General features: G+C 50.6%; 16 protein-coding genes and 2 pseudogenes. 5 read left to right on the top strand and 13 right to left on the bottom strand.

Annotated features, from left to right (window positions below; all coding sequences use genetic code 11):
* Nucleotides 1-74: 74 nt before the first annotated feature.
* Together dprA and HAV38_RS16275 are read right to left on the bottom strand one after the other, a co-directional pair.
* Complete coding sequence (gene dprA, locus HAV38_RS16280) at nt 75-1,328, bottom strand: DNA-processing protein DprA (RefSeq protein WP_184013477.1); 1,254 nt, start codon at nt 1,326-1,328, stop codon at nt 75-77.
* Nucleotides 1,329-1,429: 101 nt separating this feature from the next.
* Nucleotides 1,430-2,506, bottom strand: coding sequence for a LysM peptidoglycan-binding domain-containing protein (locus tag HAV38_RS16275; RefSeq protein ID WP_168056415.1), 1,077 nt, complete (start codon nt 2,504-2,506; stop codon nt 1,430-1,432).
* Between the two features lie 535 nt (nt 2,507-3,041).
* On the opposite strand from HAV38_RS16275, the gene def reads away from it, so the two are divergent.
* The 3 genes and pseudogenes from def to HAV38_RS16260 form a co-directional block, all read left to right on the top strand.
* Nucleotides 3,042-3,572: a peptide deformylase gene (gene def, locus HAV38_RS16270; RefSeq protein ID WP_168056414.1), complete on the top strand. Its 531-nt coding sequence runs from the start codon at nt 3,042-3,044 to the stop codon at nt 3,570-3,572.
* A gap of 384 nt (nt 3,573-3,956) precedes the next feature.
* A complete protein-coding gene (fmt, locus tag HAV38_RS16265) occupies nt 3,957-4,919 on the top strand; it encodes a methionyl-tRNA formyltransferase (RefSeq protein WP_168056413.1) in 963 nt (320 codons plus the stop codon).
* 17 nt (nt 4,920-4,936) lie between these two features.
* A pseudogene (locus HAV38_RS16260) lies at nt 4,937-5,587 on the top strand (integrase core domain-containing protein); the annotation flags it as partial.
* A 299-nt stretch (nt 5,588-5,886) separates the two neighbouring features.
* On the opposite strand, the gene HAV38_RS16255 reads toward HAV38_RS16260, so the two are convergent.
* Complete coding sequence (locus tag HAV38_RS16255) at nt 5,887-7,515, bottom strand: glycosyltransferase family 32 protein (RefSeq protein ID WP_168056412.1); 1,629 nt, start codon at nt 7,513-7,515, stop codon at nt 5,887-5,889.
* A gap of 612 nt (nt 7,516-8,127) precedes the next feature.
* Here HAV38_RS16255 and HAV38_RS16250 point away from each other — a divergent pair.
* A pseudogene (locus HAV38_RS16250) lies at nt 8,128-8,919 on the top strand (IS5 family transposase).
* Nucleotides 8,920-9,012: 93 nt separating this feature from the next.
* On the opposite strand, the gene HAV38_RS16245 reads toward HAV38_RS16250, so the two are convergent.
* The 7 genes from HAV38_RS16245 to phnG all read right to left on the bottom strand — a co-directional run bounded on the left by HAV38_RS16245 (nt 9,013) and on the right by phnG (nt 15,177).
* Nucleotides 9,013-10,146 carry an alpha-D-ribose 1-methylphosphonate 5-triphosphate diphosphatase gene (locus HAV38_RS16245; RefSeq protein WP_168056411.1) on the bottom strand — a complete coding sequence of 378 codons (1,134 nt, stop codon included), beginning with the start codon at nt 10,144-10,146 and terminating at the stop codon, nt 9,013-9,015.
* Nucleotides 10,147-10,366: 220 nt separating this feature from the next.
* Nucleotides 10,367-11,104 (bottom strand): phosphonate C-P lyase system protein PhnL, encoded by a 738-nt coding sequence (gene phnL, locus HAV38_RS16240; protein ID WP_168056410.1) that lies wholly within the window; start codon nt 11,102-11,104, stop codon nt 10,367-10,369.
* Between the two features lie 19 nt (nt 11,105-11,123).
* Nucleotides 11,124-11,933: a phosphonate C-P lyase system protein PhnK gene (gene phnK, locus HAV38_RS16235; RefSeq protein WP_168056409.1), complete on the bottom strand. Its 810-nt coding sequence runs from the start codon at nt 11,931-11,933 to the stop codon at nt 11,124-11,126.
* On the bottom strand, nt 11,930-12,793 hold the full coding sequence (locus tag HAV38_RS16230) for an alpha-D-ribose 1-methylphosphonate 5-phosphate C-P-lyase PhnJ (protein WP_168056484.1): 864 nt from the start codon (nt 12,791-12,793) through the stop codon (nt 11,930-11,932). The genes phnK and HAV38_RS16230 overlap by 4 nt, the downstream gene beginning before the upstream one ends.
* A 50-nt stretch (nt 12,794-12,843) precedes the next feature.
* Nucleotides 12,844-14,046 carry a carbon-phosphorus lyase complex subunit gene (locus tag HAV38_RS16225; RefSeq protein WP_168056408.1) on the bottom strand — a complete coding sequence of 401 codons (1,203 nt, stop codon included), beginning with the start codon at nt 14,044-14,046 and terminating at the stop codon, nt 12,844-12,846.
* Nucleotides 14,047-14,092: 46 nt separating this feature from the next.
* Nucleotides 14,093-14,704, bottom strand: coding sequence for a phosphonate C-P lyase system protein PhnH (phnH, locus tag HAV38_RS16220; protein WP_168056407.1), 612 nt, complete (start codon nt 14,702-14,704; stop codon nt 14,093-14,095).
* Complete coding sequence (phnG, locus tag HAV38_RS16215; RefSeq protein ID WP_168056406.1) at nt 14,701-15,177, bottom strand: phosphonate C-P lyase system protein PhnG; 477 nt, start codon at nt 15,175-15,177, stop codon at nt 14,701-14,703. The genes phnH and phnG overlap by 4 nt, the downstream gene beginning before the upstream one ends.
* A gap of 295 nt (nt 15,178-15,472) precedes the next feature.
* Here phnG and phnN point away from each other — a divergent pair, with 295 nt between their 5' ends.
* Nucleotides 15,473-16,864: a phosphonate metabolism protein/1,5-bisphosphokinase (PRPP-forming) PhnN gene (phnN, locus tag HAV38_RS16210; RefSeq protein WP_168056405.1), complete on the top strand. Its 1,392-nt coding sequence runs from the start codon at nt 15,473-15,475 to the stop codon at nt 16,862-16,864.
* Nucleotides 16,865-16,928: 64 nt separating this feature from the next.
* Here the strand turns inward: phnN and HAV38_RS16205 are convergent, their stop codons facing one another.
* The 3 genes from HAV38_RS16205 to phnE all read right to left on the bottom strand — a co-directional run bounded on the left by HAV38_RS16205 (nt 16,929) and on the right by phnE (nt 19,485).
* Nucleotides 16,929-17,867: a D-hexose-6-phosphate mutarotase gene (locus tag HAV38_RS16205; protein ID WP_168056404.1), complete on the bottom strand. Its 939-nt coding sequence runs from the start codon at nt 17,865-17,867 to the stop codon at nt 16,929-16,931.
* Nucleotides 17,868-18,047: 180 nt separating this feature from the next.
* Entirely contained in the window at nt 18,048-18,593 is a 546-nt protein-coding gene (locus HAV38_RS16200) for a GNAT family N-acetyltransferase (RefSeq protein WP_168056403.1), read from the bottom strand.
* 97 nt (nt 18,594-18,690) lie between these two features.
* Entirely contained in the window at nt 18,691-19,485 is a 795-nt protein-coding gene (gene phnE / locus HAV38_RS16195) for a phosphonate ABC transporter, permease protein PhnE (protein ID WP_168056483.1), read from the bottom strand.
* Nucleotides 19,486-19,487: the final 2 nt, after the last annotated feature.

Below are 19,487 nucleotides of genomic sequence, written 5' to 3'. Positions count from 1 at the left end.
AAAAGCTGTCGAACTCGCCATGCCGACTTCGGAACGGAGAGGGGCGCCGACCGCAATGGCCACGCCACCTTACACTATCCTATGCGTCGATAAATCCCACCAGGCAGCATCTCAACACGGCCTTCTAGTTCCAACGTCAATAGCCGGGCATTCAAAATGGCAACATCAAGCCCGCAACGGGCCGCCAGCAGGTCCAGACTGGCGGGATCGAATCCTAGTGCCGCCATGAGTGGATCGTCCTCCCCCTCACTTTCCGCGGTTGAAGAGGAAATCGATGGCGTACCGGCGACATTAAGTTGGGTGGCGGTCGCTCTGACGCTGGTGGCATCCGGCGCGCTGAGAAACGATACCTGCCGGGGTGCCCGTGACGCGCCCACTGAAACACTGTAAGCGGCGATTTCTTCCAGTATGTCTTGCGCCGACTCGACCAGTTTTGCTCCTTGCTTGAGTAGTTGATGACAACCTTTGGATAGGGGCGAATGAATCGAGCCGGGAATTGCAAACACGTCACGCCCCTGCTCCGCTGCCATCCGGGCCGTGATTAACGATCCTGACTGGGCTGCAGCCTCTACCACCAACACCCCGGAGGACAAGCCGGAAATGATGCGATTACGGCGTGGAAAATTGGCGGCAATGCCAGAAACACCAAGTGAGTACTCACTAACAATGCATCCGATCTCAGCGATCTGGTGCGCCAGACTGCGGTTTCGCGCGGGATAGACAATATCCGCGCCGGTCCCGATCACCGCAACCGTGCTGCCGCCATCCGGGTTGTTGGCCATATTGCGCAGCGCACCGTGATGGGCCGCGCTGTCAATCCCTAGCGCCAGACCAGAGACTATCGTCAGACCACACTGGCTCAGCGTTTCCGAAAAACGTTCCGCGTTAGCGATTCCTTGCGCCGTCGCATTGCGGCTGCCCACGACCGCTATAGAAGCCCGCGCCAGCAATTCCATGCGGCCTTTTACGTACAGGATGAGCGGCGGATCGGCAATATTCAGTAGCGTTGCGGGATAGCCGTTATCGGCAAGCGTCAGGATGCAATTACCTTTTTGCTGCGCCCAGATCAATGCAGACTCAATGCGCTGTTTGGCCACATCCGACAGCGGAGCGAGCAATGCCAACGCAATCTTGTGCGACACCACGCTTTGTAAAACCGTGAACGAACTGGCAAAAATGTTCGCAGGAAGGCCGAAGGCCGCTAACAAACGCCGCCCGGTGCTTGAGCCTACTCCGTCGGTTTGCTCCAACCTGAGCCAGTCTGCAAGATCGGAGGGCGACGCGGGCGCATTGCTCTGAGCCAGCCCTGACTGGCCGGAGGTTGCCATCGTCACCATAACTGCAGTGGATCCTGTGTCAGGTTTAAGCGCCGCTTTAACCGCTGGAAAGGAATTGATGTAAGAGTGGTGATTTGTTTCACTGAGCAGGGTTACTCCGGCGAACGGGCGATATCGCCGACTTGCACTGTATCGCGTACCTGCATGATCAGCCCGTAAGAAATATGTTTGAATATGCGGAAAATAAATAGCGTGCCGTAGTGTTCATCCGGTAGTTTGACTGCTTTTTTTTGATCCAGAGGATCAGGAATAGTTTTGCCAAACCGGTATAGTTCCAGCACGTTACCGACTTCCAGATTGTCGTCTGCCCCCTGATTAACCGTCACGATCTGGTTCTGCCCCGCAGTTGCAACGCCGCCGTACACGGAGACAATACGCGCATTAACATCGTGGTCTGGCGGATGCGGTACATAGTTCAAAATCTGTGTCAGCGGCAAGACGACCAAACGGTCGCCGACGCCCAGCTCTTCTTTAGCCTCGCCCACGCGGAACGTATCCGCTTCATTGGCCGTTTTACCAGCGCGTTCCAACTTCAGGGAACCGACATATATCGCCTCGTAAGCAATGACCTTGCCGGTGACCGGATCTTTCAATGGTTTGCCGGTTTGAAAGGCTTGAAACGACGTCCCGCCCTTAAGATCGCCGCGCACAAACGCAAGATCGTCGCGTCCCAGATTAATGTGACCTTCTTGAACTGCAACTATATGTGGCGCGTTCAGTAAGCCATCTTCTTCTATGATTAACGGCTGAGAAAGAAAGGGTGCGATTTGCTCAGCGGGGATTGCGGAGATCGCTTCCAGACCCAACCCTTCGACCCTGACGTGAGGTGACAATTTGATCGTGCCGGAAGGGCCGCTGCCGGTCGGCGTACCAAGGCGTAATCGTCCCGCAGCCCGATCAAAGTAGACAATTTGTCCCGGATAGATCCAATGCGGGTTGCGAATTTGTTCTTTGTTCATTCCCCACACTTGCGGCCAGCACCATGCATTTTTTAAAAAATGAGCAGAAATTCCCCACAGCGTATCGCCGCGTACCACGGCATGCTGATCTGGGGCATTGGGCAAAAATGCACAGCGGCCCGAAGCTGTAGTCTGCGCATAAGCGCCAGGCAAGACGCCCATGCCTGCTACAAAAGCGAGAAGGACTGCAGCTGTGCTAAAATTTTTCATATTGGTCCCAATGGGTGGTGCGATGAATTAAATATGCGCTGGCGCGAATCGCTTTTCCATCCCGAACGAACAAAGCGCCGATCTGCGTTGTTGGTACGGGCAGGCCGATTCCATAACGCGGTTACGAAGATCTCGCTGGCAACTAAAGTTATTACAACTTTAATTTCAATGTGACAGCCGTTGCTTTGGCGCATAATATAATGCTTCGGACGCGCATAATCGTCGAGAGCGAAGCAAACTACATTGCAAACATAGTGCGAAAGACCTGCAAAATAGTTGCCAAATCGCATCAAATTTTGCCTAAAAATGTTGAAATTAGCAAGTCAACAAGCAAGAGCGGAAAAACAGCGCAATAACAGCGAAGCAGTAGCAAAATAAGTGCCAGATAGCGGTGAGGTACGTCAAAATGATTTACTAAACCAACATCCACATTAAAAAGGCGTCAAACCTATTTCAGAATATTTTTGAAATATTATGAAATTGCCTTTTTACTACCTCTCTAATCATTTTTTAAAACTTTGCCGTCCAAAACAGTATGTCTTTACTAAATATTCTGCGTTACCCTGACTCCCGCCTGCATAAAATTGCCCGTCCGGTCACCGTTTTTGACGCCCGTCTGAAACGATTAATCGCCGACATGGCAGAAACCATGTATGAAGCACCCGGCGTCGGCCTGGCCGCGTCGCAAGTCGATGTCCATGAGCAACTGATCGTCATTGATACCTCAGACACCGGACGCGATTTACTCGTTTTTATAAACCCGGAAATCCTCTGGTCCAGCGAAGAGCGGCAGACTTATGACGAGGGCTGCCTATCGGTTCCCGGTGTCTATGACGGCGTTGAACGTCCAGCCCGCATCAGAGTACGCGCCCTGGATGCCGATGGCAAACCATTTGAACTTGATGCAGAGGGACTGCTCGCAGTTTGTATTCAGCACGAAATGGACCATCTTAAAGGCAAAATGTTTGTCGAATACCTGTCACCGCTGAAGAGGAACCGTATCAAAGCGAAGATGCTGAAGGAAGAGCGTGAGTTGAAAAAAGACAAGCAATACGCCAATCGGTAACAGAAAAGTTAGGGTAATTACTTAAGCATTGACTGTCGTTAATTTGCCACCATCTGCCACAAATGGTCACCCGTTGCCACCATTGGTCAACCTTAGTCGCTTGATTGGTCGCTTGCTAACCCAATGTGGTGGCATTTACCGCAGCCATTTGGATTTTTTGGTACTGCCTGAACCGTAGCCGCTTAAACATTTAATGGCCTGTGTTTCCGGGCAGGCAATTCAATCCAATTTGATGCTGTTTTTGATAACGTTGAATTGTTAAAAAATCATTTTCTGCCGATGGTGAGTTCCGCTCCTCTCTTAAAAGGTAAACGTAACGTGGCAGTCGGAAAACGTTTATCGCCAATGGCACAGAAACTAGCGCATCCGTAATAAAATCCCGCCATGAAAATAATCTTTGCCGGAACACCCGAATTTGCCGCCGTAGCGCTCACAGCGCTTCACGATGCGGGTCACGAGATAAAGCTGGTACTGACCCAGCCCGACCGCCCTGCGGGTCGCGGTATGCAGCTGCATGCGTCAGCCGTGAAGCAATTTGCCCTCGCCCACGACATCCCGGTGGCCCAGCCAGTCTCGTTAAGACTCGATGGAAAATACCCCAACATCGCGCATGAAGCGCATGCGCTGTTGCAATCGACTCCGCACGACGTCATGGTGGTGGCCGCTTATGGTTTAATATTGCCCCTTAGCGTTCTGACAATCCCAACCCGCGGCTGCATCAATATTCATGGCTCAATTTTGCCACGCTGGCGCGGTGCAGCGCCGATACATCGCGCCATTGAAGCGGGTGACACAGAAACCGGCGTCACCATTATGCAGATGGAACAAGGCTTGGATACAGGTCCAATGATGCTACTTGAACGTATAACGATTGACGATGAGGACACGACTGGCACCCTGCACGACAAGTTAGCAGCACTTGGCGCGCGCATGATCGTCGATGCGTTAGAGAAATTAGCACGCGATGCGTTGCCCGCGACCCCGCAACCGGAACTGGGCGTGACCTACGCGGCTAAAATTACCAAGGACGAAGCGGCGCTGGATTTTCACTTAAGCGCCACAGCACTAGGCAGAAAAATCCGCGCATTTAATCCGTTCCCGGGCGCATCTGCGACATTAGGTGGCGTAACGTTAAAAATCTGGGGCGCAGAGGTGGCCACGCATGATGCGGTGAACGGCAACTACAGCGCCGGTCGGATCATCAGCGCAGATGCGCAAAACGGCGTAGTGGTAGCGTGTGGCCTAGGCGCTTTACGACTGACTATATTACAAAAGCCAAACGGCAAGCGCCTACCGGCTTCAGAATTTTTACGTGCGTTTCCGATGGCTGAGGGGCAGTTTGATTAGCTGAAGCTTTTAACCGACGTCGCCATGGCGTTTCCAATTTACGTGATCTGGTTGCACAAACGGAAGAAGAACCAACCAAAAAGAAACGTTTAAAGACTATAACCAGGCTTTACACATAGACATCAAGTACTTACCGCAAATGACAGATAAAACGTCACGACGTTATTTATTTGTCGCCATTGACCGTGCAACGCGTTGGGTCTACATGGAAATCTATGCTGATCAAACTGAAAACAGCAACACCGACTTTCTCATCAAAGTAAAAAAGCCTGCCCCGTTAAAATCACTAAGCTTCTCACCGACAACGGCAGCCAATTTACGGATCGCTTCACCACTAAGAAAAAAGAAACTAGTAGCAAGCATTTATTTGATCGTCTTTGCACGCAATTTGAGATTGAACATCGCTTGATTAAACCCGTCATCCACAAACGAATGGCATGGTCGAGCGCTTCAATGGGCGCATTAGCGAGATTGACAATCAGACCCGTTTCAACTCTGCAGCCGAGCTCGAATCAACACTGCAAAACCATCTCAGAATTTATAATCACAACATTCCTCAGCGTGCTTTAAAACATTAAACACCAATTCAGGCACTTAAAGAATGGCACAACAAAAAGCCTGTTTTGTTCGTTAAACGCGCATATAACCAAACGCGTCTTGACACATAGTGACGGGTCAACAGGTCACACCCGGGTAGGAAAATTCTGCTAGTCGGCCAGGGCATCAAGCCCGCTATTCAAATAAGAACCCCGCCCGCGAATACCATCAGGGCCAGCAGGGAAAAGCCTGCGAAGACAGGCCGTATATAAAACTGCAACCTTCGCTGAAACTTCACGCTGTTATGTCTTGCTTTCCGGGAGACGTCCACATAAAGGCCGACTATTTACGACACTTTAAAGTAAGCTTTGGCGCTGTGTTCGGATGCGTGAAGTCATTAATCATCCAGGATGAACTATTCTCGCCTCTGTCAATTGACCTCCCATGAATTAGCATGGCCAATCTCAACCGGCACTTTTTCGAAAAATGGAAGGTAATGATCTAAAACTTCCCGCATTTTATTGTCATATGGGCAATTGACAATATGAACTGACAAACCTGAATATTGATACCTATCAAATAAATCATAATAGTCTGGCCGATATTTTTTTAGGACGTCATTACACATTCCAGGGCCAGTACGTTCAAAAACCTGCCTAGCATAAACGCGCATTTCTTCTTCCGAACCTACAATAACATTGCCCAATGCGTTTCTGATGAGAACCGGGCGCGCTTTATCATAAAATGATCTGTCGGCATTATAAATATTGGTCATTTTTTCTAATATTTTAATCACTACCGGATTATTTGCCAGACTAGCAAAAATACTAGAGTTATAGCCTTCAAATCCAACATTGTAGTTTACTACCACTGGTCCTAATAAAACATCACCATGTGCTGCAAAAATATCAATGTTTTCTATGGACTGTTTGAATGCGTCGTCTACATCCATATAAATTCCACCATATTCATTAATCAATCGCCAGCGCATATAGTCGGCTGAATTAACATACCTTTTAACTTTTTTAGCGTGAGTATAGAGTCCACTATTTTCGGTTGGCAGGAAATTCTTAAAAAATTTCTCATCATTAAGATCAGATATTGTTATACCAGACCCTTCAAATTGTTTCTGAATTTCTGTTAATACATTTTTTTGGATAGCATCGACATGTATGATCGATTGAAAACCATGACTATTGCTCCGATTTTTTTTTATGTTTTCTACCATCTTTTCTGGCAGTGCTTCATCTCCTACCCAAACATAATGGATTGTTTTAGGTATTGGTTGAATATTATCTGGGAGTTTTGGTATGCGTGGCATCTCAACTGCCTTAATTTCCACAGCAACTGGTAGCGTTGTTGCTATTTTCTTGTATTGATCTACCGATCCAGTTTCCCATTTTGCCGGAGATGTTGAAATCAACCATACAGGGTTTTTTAACTGATCATTCCAGCCATTATATTTTCTCCAGGCTCCAAGAGCAGCATCATACTTCACCAGAGAAGTTCTATCTCCTATAGTGACTGCGGTCTTAAAATTGTGTCTAAAAACAATGCCATCCATAGGAATATTTTTTGAATATGGCTCTAGCAAAGGCTGCAATATAATCCCGTCTCCCTGTATGCTTTTATAAATAGTTTGATCGTTAACATTGACGTAACTCGCTTTACCTGTATCACAACTCTCCGGAGTAAGAGTGGCTTCATCATATTTATCACGCGGAGTTAAGTCGTTCTCTACGGTAATTGTTAAGCTGTCAGGAATATCTTTGAATGCAACAAAAGTTTTTTCATGGTGTGCAGAGAGTTTTGCTCTGTTATTGTTAAACTTTAGTAAAGGGGTACTGGGGTGACCAAAATCGCTTGAAATTTTTTCTTCGGGAGCCTGCGTCGCAGACGTCATTGGTTCAACCGACAGAATTGCTGTTACCAGTGTGCCAGTTTCAGTATTCCTGGACTGTTGTACTGAGGGAGACCGAATCATGCTGGTTTTTGAAAAGAGCGTAGGGAAGCTATGTACTGCATGTATATTGTGTATAAATTTTTTGTCTCCACGCATTACATGTGTATCTCTATTATTACCTCTGAGTGGATAAGATTGAGTCAATTGATGGCACGGTAAAGGGAATCGCATATATTTTCAGAATTATTTCTTAAAAATAAAAACTATACCAATAATATCGATTTTTGCTATCAAAAAAGCGGCATCGCTGTATATTTTATCTGGATCGGACACCCAATAGAGAAAACGAAATTTTTCGAGCGCCTTTTACTTACGTTTTTTCGATTAGTCTCCCATTAATGCAAATGACCCATCTTAATCGGAGCTTTTCTGTAAAATGGGAATTCATCCATAACTGCATGCAGATCTTTGCTATATTGGATATTGATAATATACTCGGTATTATGTTTACTATAATTATGGCTAATTATCCGACATTAGTTAATCGTACGGTTCATCTAACGTATCACGGTATTCTGTCTCGAATTAATTAAAATAATCATGAGTCTGGATGATTACAGCCTCATTACTTGGTTCTCTTCCAAAAATGACTTTTCGCATTTTCCATACCGCTCATTTTTTTGTTTCCATCCAGAAGTTGGTTTATCCCTTCTGAGAGCCTGTTTAAAATTTTTTGCCAATGTAGAAGTAATTGTGTTTTTGGGCTGCATGCGAAAAAAATACCCAAGCGATATAGTCGAGAGATGTTCGAATAAATAGCCCCGCTGTTGTTGAGTGCGGGTAAGCGCCCGAAGCCCGGGAAAATTGATGTGGACGACGTATTTTGCACGATTCTGTATCTGCTGAAAAGTGGGTGTCAATGGGACATGATTCCGAGTGATTTTCCGAAGAAGAGCACGGTCTATTATTACTTTCAGCTATGGAAAGAGAGGCCGTCGGAGGATGGACTAAGTCTGCTTGAGCAGGCTTTTAAAAAATGTGGCTGGCGCGGTCCGCACCAGCAATGGACGGAGCGCGTTGACCACGTTCTTCATCGTTGATGCGCAGAGCGTAAAAAATACGGATACGGCAAAGTACAAAGGATATGACGCGGGTAAAAAAGTATCTGGTATCCAGCGCCATATTGCCGTGGATACACAGGGCTTACCGCATGCGATTTCGGTGACGACGGCCGATGTCACGGATAGAAAAGGCGCTGTGGAAGCGCTGACACGGCACAAAAAAACACTCTCCAAAGTCGTTAATATAATGGCCGATGGTGGGTATACCGGACAGCCTTTTGCCGATGCCGTATGCGAAATAGTGGGAGCCTCTGTCAGTGTTGCAAAACGCAGTGCGCTTCATACCTTTGCGGTGATGCCTCAGCGGTGGGTGGTAGAACGTTCTTTTGCCTGGCTTGAAAAATGCAGAAGGCTGGGGAAAAACTGTGAACGGCAGCTTAACACCAGCCTTCAATTCGTTAATTTGGCATTTCTCGTTTTGCTCTTGAGAAGATGTTGAAAAGATTTTAAACAAGTATTTAGGGGCCATGCATATATGACTCACGAGATACCTTCCCCCAAATCGCATCTCAATAGGCTTGGGAAACATATTTTATATTGCGCGCTGACCCGATTTCCATACTTGCAAAATCACGGGGATGTCATCGACCACGCGCACCCGTAGAAAATCGCCACGCAAACCGGGAGCGATTTCACCACGGTCCTCAAACCCGATCATGCGCGCTGGATTACGCGATACAGTATTGATAGCTTTCGGCAGGCTGTAACCTTCTTTTTGCAACAAAAAGGCAGCGTGCAACAAGCTGGCCGGAACGTAATCTGATGACAGTACATCCAGTAAATCTGCGCGTGCCAGCTCAGCCGCAGAGACGTTGCCTGAGTGGGATCCGCCGCGCACCACGTTTGGCGCGCCCATAATGGTGCCTAAACCGTGCTTGCGCGCAGTCTGTGCTGCAATCATGGTGGTCGGAAACTCGCAAATTTTGATACCCTCTGCAAACCCTGCGGTTACGTGCGCAATAGTGGTGTCGTCATGGGTCGCCATAGGCTTACCAATGGCATTGCAACTCTCGACGATGCGACGACGATTATCGTCTGCGTAGCGGACCTGGCGCTCGCGCATGTCCTCCAGCATCGCATCGACTTTTTCGTTGCTCCATCCACGCTTGCCAGTAGTATATATCCGGTAGTGGCTGAGGTCCGTCCATTGCCGCTGGCCGGGGGTGTGGTCCATCAATGACACCAACTTCAGGGTCGGGTCATTCACGAAAGGCGAGAACATGTCGAGCAGGTTTTCTTCTGCCAGTTCCAGTCGCAGATGCAAATAATGTTCAACGCGCAGCAAGCCGTTAGCACGCGCCTGTTGCAGGTTCGTCACACAAGCTGCCAGCATGGTACTGCGCACGCTTTCGGGGTCAATATCACCAACCCCCAGTGCGTCCAGAACCGTCGTGATCCCCGCTGCTGCAATCTGCGCGTCATGGGCTAGAATAGCTGGCAATATCGGCCAGTTAACTTTGGGACGCGGCATCAAGTGTTTTTCAAGATTATCAGTATGTAGCTCGACCAGGCCTGGAATCAAATAGTCGCCATCCCAATCCTCTCCCACTTGCGATGCACCAGCGGAGAGCTCGTTGATAATGCCATCGGCAACAGATAGGTTGCCGATAAAGTGCTCTTCCGAGCCGACGATACGCGCGTTTTTGATGGCGAAGATTGCGGTCATAATAGATATAGATGATTAAAAGTTAGCCATTCGTTCAGCCGTTTGTGCCAATAAAATTCAGCTGTTTGTGCTGCTGATTATGCAGCTTCCAACCGCTACTATAAACGCAAATAAAAGCGCAAATAAAAGCGCAGCTAAAAAGCAGTTACAAGCCCCACATTACGGACCGCGGTTTTTGAAGTGCCGCGAACAATCTGGTAATGATGCCACAAGCGTAAATTTACGCTTCCATTGCTACCGATTGTATTGCCTCTAGCGGAAACAACCGGGTAGCCAAAGCGCGCCGTACGTATTCGTCGTGAAAGATGCCCACCACTGCGGTGCCACGATCACAAGCCTCCTGAATCATCGCGATGACGGTATCGCGATTGCCTTCGTCTAGCGAGGCAGTCGGCTCGTCAAGCAACAATATCGGAAAATCGCTGATCAGTGTGCGGGCGATATTGACGCGTTGTTGCTCTCCGCCAGAAAACGTCGCCGGTGGCACTTGCCATAGCCGCGGCGCAATTTTCAATCTGGCGAGCCACGACTTAGCCTGATCCTGCGCCTCGTCGACGGCCATGCCTCGACTGATCAACGGCTCGGCCACCAGATCAAGCGTAGTGATGCGTGGTATCACGCGCAAAAACTGCGTGACAAAGCCGAGCGTCGTACGTCGTACGGCGTGAATCTGCTGTGGCGATGCTGTGGTTAAATCCACCCAGTCGCCATCTCCACCACCATTGCGATCTGGCACATGCCGGATATTGACGCTGCCGCTACTGGCGCGATAGTTCGCGTACAGGCAACGCAGCAAGGTACTCTTGCCCGCGCCAGAGGGTGCATGAATAACTACGCACTCACCGCCGTCAACATCCATGTCGACCAAAGAAAAAATCGGCATGTGCAAGCCATCTTGCAGATGCAATACGAATTCTTTTGAAAGGTTTCTTACTTCAATCTGTCTTAATGGCTTCATCCGATTACCATCCATGTTCTCATGCCTGTAAAACTGACGAGACTAGTAACTGTGTATAAGGGTGTTGCGGGTCATCAAGTACCTGATCCGTCAAACCCTGCTCAACCACCTGCCCCTGACGCATGACCATTAATCGGTGCGCCAACAATCTTGCCACTGCCAGATCATGCGTAACGATCACCGCAGCGACGTGCAATTGGGATACCAGCTGGCGCAGCAAATCCAGTAACCGCGCCTGCACCGACACATCAAGACTTGCGGTCGGCTCGTCCATAAAAATTAAGCGTGGCTTAGTCACCAGATTGCGCGCAATTTGCAAACGCTGCTGCATACCACCCGAAAAATGACGCGGCAGATCATCAATCCGATTAGCATCGATTTCCACCCGATCCAGCCAATGCAAGGCCTCTTCACGGATATTGCCGTAATGGCGCGCGCCAATCGCCATCAAGCGCTCGCCCACGTTCGCGCCTGCCGATACATTTGCCCGTAATCCATCGCGCGCACTTTGATGTACGAAGCCCCAGTCGGTGCGCGATAACAAGCGCCGCCGCGCTTCGCTGATTTTATATAAATCGACCACGCCTTCATGCCGCGTAGAAAACATTACCCGGCCCTCGCTCGGTGCCAGATGGCCCGCCAGACAGTTCAGCAAGGTACTTTTACCGGAGCCGGACTCACCAACAATACCCAGGACCTCGCCCGGATAAAGCTGCAAATTAATATTCTCGCAGGCTGATAACGCACCGAAGCGATGCGTCAAGTTTTCAACCGCTAGTAGAGGAGAAGACAAAGGCAAAGATAAAGGAGAAGAAATATCGGGGATCATGATTTTTGCGGCGTTTGTGCGACCACCCGCTGCTGACAATAATCGGTATCGCTGCACACATACATGCGTGCGCCATGGTCGTCGACAATGATCTCGTCAAGGAAACTTTCCTCCGCGCCGCATAAGCTGCAACAGTGATCCCACTTCTCGATCTCGAACGGATAGTCTTCAAAATCGAGACTTTTAACCGATGTGTAAGGCGGCACCGCATAGATCCGTTTTTCACGACCAGCGCCGAAAATTTGCAGCGCCGGACTATGATCAAGCTTGGGATTATCGAACTTAGGAATAGGCGACGGACGCATCATATACCGATCATTGACCACCACCGGATAATCGTAGGCCGTCGCAATTTTACCCATGCGCGCAATATCCTCATACAACTCAACGCTCATGAGACCGTAGTCGGCCATCGCGTGCAATTTACGGGTCTGCTGCTCGCTTGGTTCCAACCAGCGTAACGGCTCGGGAATCGGCACCTGATAGATCATTATTTGCCCTGGGGATAGCGGTGTTTCGGGGATACGATGACGGGTTTGAATCAATGTCGCCTCGGTCGTGCGCTCGGTTGTCGCCACGCCGGTGGTACGTCGGAAAAAGCGACGAATATTAACCGCGTTGGTGGTATCGTCCGAGCCTTGATCAATCACCTTCAACACGTCATTCCGGCCGATTACTGCGGCGGTGACCTGGATACCGCCAGTGCCCCAGCCGTAAGGCAATGGCATTTCACGGCCACCAAAAGGCACCTGATAGCCGGGAATCGCAACCGCCTTCAAGATGGCGCGACGGATCATGCGCTTGGTTTGTTCATCCAGATAGGCGAAGTTATAGCCGGGTTCTGGCTGCACCGCTGGCATGAAGTGTAAAGATTGCGGCGACTGCGGCAACGCAATAGTCGGGGCCTCCATCATGCGGCCTTATCGAATCGTGCGCCATTGGCATTGGCGTCATCTGCGTGGTTATTTTGGGTGACTGCCGGAGCGGCATCCATAACATCCGCGGTTTGGCGACGTAATGCACGGATCAAATTAAGCTCTGCCTGAAAGTCAACATAATGCGGCAACTTCAAATGCTGCAAAAATCCGGACGCCTCCACATTGTCCGAGTGGTACAACACAAATTCGGCCATTTGCGCTGGCGAGCTGGCCTCTTCACCCAATTCCTGACAACGCAAGGTGCGGTCCATCAATCCCATCGCGATGACCTTCCGCTCGTTGTAGCCAAAGGTTAATCCATAACCGCGCGTGAAGCGCGCCGGCTCCGTGTGCGAACCTGCAAATTTATTCACCATCTGACATTCAGTGATTTCGATGTCGCCAATCTCGATAGCAAAACCAAGCTCTTCCGGCACTACTTCTACACTCACTTTTCCGTGCCGGATTTCGCCAGCGAACGGATGACTATTAGCGTAACCGCGCTGAGTAGAATAGGCCATAGAAAGAACGAACCCTTCATCCGCTCGGGCCAGATTTTGCAAGCGGATATCGCGTTGTGCCGGGAACTCAAGCGGGTCGCGGGTTAAGTCGCCCGGTGCCGGATCACCTGCCGGAATTGACTCCTGCTCAATCAACCCTTCGGCATTGAGAAAGTCCAGTACGCGCGGCATAGCGGCGGTCGCTGTCATGCTGGCCGCGCCCTCTGGTACCGTATCAACGCAGGATGGTGGCGTTGTCGTGCTCTGCGGGCTGACCTGCAAGGTCGCTTCTGCAGCCAGTGAAAAGTCCAAAAGACGCTGCGTATAGTCGTAAGTCGCGCCCAATATCTGACCGCCCGGTACGTCTTTAAATGTCCCCGAGATTCGTCGCTCAATTGCCATCTTTGCGGTGTCGATTGGCACCGTAGATAACAATCGCGGCAGCGTGGTCCGGTAAGCGCGCAACAAAAATATCGCTTCAATCAAATCGCCGCTGGCCTGCTTGATCGCCAGCGCCGCCAGATCGCGGTCATACAACGACCCTTCAGTCATCACGCGCGCGACCGCCAGTGGCATTTGTTCACGTATCTGGTCTATCGATATTTCAGGCAGCGCCGGATCGCCGCGGCGGACCCGCGCTAAGGCCAGATACGATTCTTCGATGGCTTTCTCGCCACCTTTGACTGCAACATACATAAATTTACTCCATTAGCTGGCGTGGTTGCGGTGCCGGTCCCCGCTTTCAGTTAACAATTCTGGTGGTGCGTGGCAGGCCAAGAATGTGTGGTCCGTGACAAAATATCAAATCGATTCCGCGTGGAAATCCATCGACATTTTTTTGCCACATTGCATCGAAATTGACTGGCAAGCCCGCTACGCGTACCGCACGCTGACCATCAATCCCGGGGCCGCTGAAAACACGCTGTGGCCCACCGGTTAAATCGGGTACCTGCAAAAATAACATGGCCGAACGATCAGGATATTCCATCGTCCCGAGCGAAAATTGCGAGAAGAAGTGTTCGCTCTCCAATTGCTGCGGATCGGTCACCACTGCAAAGCTCGCCTGCGCCAGATCTTCCACCAATGGACAACCGCAATGAAAGCGCAAGTAGGCGTTAAGCGAGTTTGTGTCAGCGCCTGGGTCCAGCCATACCGGGGTTTCCACATCTGCCAGCGCAAGGCAAAGTGCGGTGGTCGATAAAAATAGCGGCGGCGGAAATTCGATATCGGCACCAATAGTCTGGACCAATCCTGGCTCCGACAACGCCTTCAAAATGGCACGGAAAGTAGCCTGGGACTCGCGGACCGGATCGTCCCACGCTGGTAGCAGCGCGACTTCTGGAAGGGCACTCATTCGTTTTCTCCTCGGACCATCGTCATGAATTCGACCTTGGTAACCGCCGCCTGCGCATCGACTGCCGCACGTTGCGCAGCCAGCGCGTCTTTGATTGGCAGCAAGATCATTTGCTCAACCTGCGCCGCGGTGTCGGTCTGCAATAACGCATCAAATAATGCGGCCCACTCGGCATGTTGCGCGTCCCGTCCCGCGACGTAGGACACGCCCATTTGACCGCAGGCAAGACGCAACGCACAACGCGTGAGCGACATTTCCCCCAGATTAAACTGCTGACCGGTGCCGCCAGTACGTGCGCGCACCATTGCCAGTCCAATCTCTGGACGCCGCAACCAGATATGCGTCGGAAGCACGCCATGTTGTCGCGTGTAACGAGCAACCGCATCGATCAAAACAGGACCCGGTGCTTTAGCCAGTAATGACATCCATGACGCGCGTGCAATGTGCGCCGAAGCAAGTGTGTTTGATTCCATGCGATCATTGAAACATCGGAATGTTAACGCTTGATGACATTGAAGCTGGCGCCATCCCTATGACACGAAATATATTGGTCACAATGTCAATCAGCGGTAACATTTAAGCAGTACTATTTAAGTCATTCCAATTATCGCCACACCTAGCCACTGACGCACAACAGGCGCACAACAGAGGTCAGCAGCAAAGCATTGTGGCGGTAATTTTTATTGGTTGTATTCGACTCTTTTCAGTGCGCTTTTTTTAACAGATTTGCCAACAATGCCTTCGACCCCAGCAGCGCCAATGATACCAATGACATCCCTCGCACCGATGCTAGCGCCCGATACTATCCCGGTTATTGGGACTGATAGTGGCAACGAGTGTCAGCCTCCCGGCCTAAAGCAGGAGCGATACGCGATTTATTTTGCGCCGCTGCATCACGCCGACTGGTGGCACGCAGCCAGCCAATGGTTGGGACGCGACGCTATCACCGACCTGCCGTCGATACAGCCGGAAATTGCAGAATTATCACCCGGTGCGCTCGGTCATCTGACCAGAGATGCGCAGCGCTATGGCTTTCACGCCACATTAAAAGCGCCGTTTCGGTTAGCAAAAGGATTTTCGGAAGAGGATCTGCTGAAGATGGCAGCTTTCTTTGCCACCCGGCAAAAGCCGGTTCCTGTCCTTGATATAGGCGTTCACGCACTTGGGCATTTTCTGGCACTGCAAACGACCAACGCCGCCAGCAAAAGACAAATCGGTGCCCTCGCTACGCGATGCGTACGCTATTTCGATTTATTGAGAGCGGCGCCGACAGATGCCGAACTATCCAAGCGGCACAAGGCTGGCTTAAGTGCGCGCCAGGAAGCACTTCTCTCACGTTGGGGCTACCCCTATACAGAAGAGGAATATCGCTTTCATTTGACCTTGACGGATAGCCTTGCAGCGTTGGAAAAATCTGATATTGCAGCATTGCAGACAGCCGCTGATGCATGCTTCGCCGATGCAATCGCTGCATCGGACGCGCCCTTAGTGATAGATGGCCTGACGATTTTTAAGGAGTCGTCACCGGGCGCGGCGATGATGGTGTGGCGACATTTTCCGTTCACGCAAAGTGCTGAGACGGTGTGTGCAGATGTGCCAGATTTACCCGCCGAAGGCCGCTTATTCTTTGTAGTCGGACCATCCGGCGTCGGCAAAGATACCTTGCTGCAATGGGTGCAAGCACAATTGCCGCACGATCACGGAACCGTCTTTGCCAGACGCTGCGTGACCCGTCCCGCCCACGTCAGCGAAGCGCACCACGCCATGACAGAAGATGAGTTTCAACTATGCCTGCATGACGGTCACTTCAGCCTGCACTGGCAGGCAAACGACACACGGTACGGCATAGCAAGAAAGATCGAAGCAGATTTAAAAGTGGGTCGAGATGTTGTCATCAACGGATCACGCGCGTACATACCGCAGTTACAGCAATTATTTCCTGAGGCGCAGATTATCTGGATTTATGCGGATAAAGAATTAATCCTCAAGCGCATAAAAAATCGACAACGCGAATCTGAGGCTGCGCTGCAAAGTCGCTTACTCCGCAGCGCAGGATTCAACCCCGAGAAAGTGGCTGGCATTACGTATATCGACAATAGCGGCGCGATTGAGATTGCGGGACGCCAGCTATCCGAAATTTTGCGCCGTCCGCAAATATGATTACTTATGGATAACGGATTACGCTAATTCAAAATCTCGTAAATCCATGCTGGTCAAACGCTGATCAATCAACATGCGCGATCGGCTTAACCAGAAATTCCTGATGACCACGCCATTGCACCCCCGGCGCGAGTGTCACCGGGTGTTCGATGGTAGCCGCTTCAACGCATACAAAATGTTGGTACGCGTCAGGCATCAGATCTCCAATTTTTTCCGTGCCTGCGACCCACGGATTCCACACCACGATATCCTCAAATCCGCCCTGCTGAATCTGCATGACCATATTACTGGTAGCTAATTCCACCGTAGCGGGAGCCTGAAAGAAAATGCTATCTACCTCAGAGGTAATGTGCAATGTGCCATTTCCATCAAAATTAAGCGGGTCTGCGGGGATACTATTTTCATAGCGACATGTAGACAAGCCGAGGATTGCTGGCTGTGAAGGTACTGCGGCAGGCGATCCTGCGGCAGGCGATCCTGCGACAGGCGTCCCTGCGGCAGGCACCTCGGCGGCTAAGTAAGTATGTAAGGCGCAGGTAAAATCGAATGATTGCTCACCGGTATTAGTCACCAGCAACGCGGTACTAAGCGAGGCACCGGCAAAGTTCGCCTGTAAGTCAAGTTTGAAAGCGAACGGAAACTGTGACCTGGTTTCGGCCGTATCGGACATCGTCATGTGTACAAAGCCCTCGCCATTAGCGCGGAGTTCAGAGGCGATCAGAGTCCACTGCGAAGTGCGCGCAAAACCATGCTTGGGCAACGGACCGCGACCGGCAAATTGGGGGAAGACCACAGGAATTCCACCGCGAATCGCAGACGGCGCATCCCACTTTGTCAACGGACTTAAGAACAGACGTTCTATACCATCGGCTGTGCGCCAGGAACAAATATGACCGCCATGTAGCGACACGGAAATTTGCGCACCGTCGCTAGACGACAAGGCTATTAAATCGGCATGCAAAGGATGCTCTGCGTGCGCTGGATATGATTGACTGGCATGCATTATTGGACCCTTCCGGTTGGCAGAAATAGAGATGATGCGGATTGTCTGGAGAGTTGTCTAGCGCATTGTCCGATATTTTCAATCTTTGATTATCAATCTTTAAAGATAGTCTTACGCGCCTCTCAAATTTATCTTCAATATCATCAGCGCAAATAATTTTTAACATGATGACTTGAAATCCTACAACGGCAATGCAAAGCTAATCCCGTGCTGTTGAAATCCATAGCTGTCATAAAATCGATGCGCGTCCATGCGTTGCAGACTGGAGGATAGCGCTATTTTGTAGCATCCGGCATCAGCAGCTATTTTGCATGCATGTCCCAGCATTACGCTACCGATGCCCTGTCCCCTACAATGCGGGCTGATCACGACCGCATCCAGCACCGCCTGTTGGCTGCCTCCGTGCGCCAGACTGCAAAATATCAATAGACTGAACGTGCCGACGGCAACGCCATCGGCACAAATCAACAATACGTTAAAGTTGGGATAAGTCGCCATCTGCGCAATAACCCGGCGCGCGCCGTCGCTATCGAGACGCTTCAGTGCACCCATACTGTCGTGAGGTTTAGCACTGTTCGCTTGCTGGTCCGAGGATGCCTCGGAATCCGCCTTTATATCGTGGTCCATCTGCGCCAGCAACGCCACCAAAGTATCGGTATCGTCAAGTGTTGCAAGTCGGACCGTAATGGTAGGAGAAGCAGGATTAACAGCGCTGGGAAGTGTCATGAGGAATAGGGGAATTTGATTTGCTCCCCCTAACAATAACAGTTTATTACCAAGGTTGGGCATAGCCCAGAAAACTTTTGGGCTGTCAAATCCAGCACTAAATAAACAGTTTGCGCAGGCGTGAAGAGCAAAGATCAATCAAGGTTACCGCGATAACAATCATCAGCAATACCGCACAGGTTTGCGCGTATTCAAAGCTGCGGATGACTTCCCACAGAATCACGCCTATCCCGCCCGCTCCCACCATGCCGACGACGGTTGCGGAGCGCACGTTGGCTTCAAAACGGTATAGCACATAAGAAATCCACAGCGGCATTACCTGCGGTAACACGCCAAAAACAATTTCTTCCAGCGCATGCGCGCCGGTGGCGCGAATACCCTCAACAGGTTGCGGATCAATGGCTTCAACAGCTTCGGAAAACAGCTTGGATAACGTCCCTGTAGTGGCGACAAATAAAGCCAGGACACCGGCAAATGGCCCCAGACCGACCGCCACCACAAACAACATTGCAAATACCATTTCATTGATCGCACGCGCAGCATCCATCAGGCGACGTACCGGCTGACTAACCCATGGCGGTGCGATATTCGACGATGCCAGCAAGCCGCACGGCACTGCGCACACTACTGCCAAAGCGGTGCCCCAGACTGCAATCTGCAACGTCACCAGCATTTCTTCCAGGTAGATGCGCCAGTCACGAAAATCTGGCGGAAAGAAGCTGGCGGCGTAGACGCCCATGTTACCGCCATCGCGCAGCAACTCCATGGGCCGCATGTCCGCCCCGCGCCATGAAGCAAGCAAGATCACCACCAGCACACCCCAAAATAACGTACGTGCAAGGGGTTGCTTAGGCGGTGTCGGCAGCGCTGGCTGGGCGCTGGCTTTTTGCATTT

This window comes from Glaciimonas immobilis (assembly GCF_011947285.1).
Lineage (GTDB): Bacteria > Pseudomonadota > Gammaproteobacteria > Burkholderiales > Burkholderiaceae_D > Glaciimonas > Glaciimonas immobilis.
Note: the sequence above shows the minus strand (reverse complement) of the source record. Positions and strands in the feature narration are given on the sequence as shown.

Coding starts and splice junctions, on each gene's coding strand:
- dprA (WP_184013477.1), bottom strand. CDS start 1,328: ATGGCAACCTCCGGCCAGTCAGGGCTGGCTCAGAGCAATGCGCCCGCG.
- HAV38_RS16275 (WP_168056415.1), bottom strand. CDS start 2,506: ATGAAAAATTTTAGCACAGCTGCAGTCCTTCTCGCTTTTGTAGCAGGC.
- def (WP_168056414.1), top strand. CDS start 3,042: ATGTCTTTACTAAATATTCTGCGTTACCCTGACTCCCGCCTGCATAAA.
- fmt (WP_168056413.1), top strand. CDS start 3,957: ATGAAAATAATCTTTGCCGGAACACCCGAATTTGCCGCCGTAGCGCTC.
- HAV38_RS16255 (WP_168056412.1), bottom strand. CDS start 7,515: ATGCGTGGAGACAAAAAATTTATACACAATATACATGCAGTACATAGC.
- HAV38_RS16245 (WP_168056411.1), bottom strand. CDS start 10,146: ATGACCGCAATCTTCGCCATCAAAAACGCGCGTATCGTCGGCTCGGAA.
- phnL (WP_168056410.1), bottom strand. CDS start 11,104: ATGAAGCCATTAAGACAGATTGAAGTAAGAAACCTTTCAAAAGAATTC.
- phnK (WP_168056409.1), bottom strand. CDS start 11,933: ATGATCCCCGATATTTCTTCTCCTTTATCTTTGCCTTTGTCTTCTCCT.
- HAV38_RS16230 (WP_168056484.1), bottom strand. CDS start 12,793: ATGCCAGCGGTGCAGCCAGAACCCGGCTATAACTTCGCCTATCTGGAT.
- HAV38_RS16225 (WP_168056408.1), bottom strand. CDS start 14,046: ATGTATGTTGCAGTCAAAGGTGGCGAGAAAGCCATCGAAGAATCGTAT.
- phnH (WP_168056407.1), bottom strand. CDS start 14,704: ATGAGTGCCCTTCCAGAAGTCGCGCTGCTACCAGCGTGGGACGATCCG.
- phnG (WP_168056406.1), bottom strand. CDS start 15,177: ATGGAATCAAACACACTTGCTTCGGCGCACATTGCACGCGCGTCATGG.
- phnN (WP_168056405.1), top strand. CDS start 15,473: ATGACATCCCTCGCACCGATGCTAGCGCCCGATACTATCCCGGTTATT.
- HAV38_RS16205 (WP_168056404.1), bottom strand. CDS start 17,867: ATGCATGCCAGTCAATCATATCCAGCGCACGCAGAGCATCCTTTGCAT.
- HAV38_RS16200 (WP_168056403.1), bottom strand. CDS start 18,593: ATGACACTTCCCAGCGCTGTTAATCCTGCTTCTCCTACCATTACGGTC.
- phnE (WP_168056483.1), bottom strand. CDS start 19,485: ATGCAAAAAGCCAGCGCCCAGCCAGCGCTGCCGACACCGCCTAAGCAA.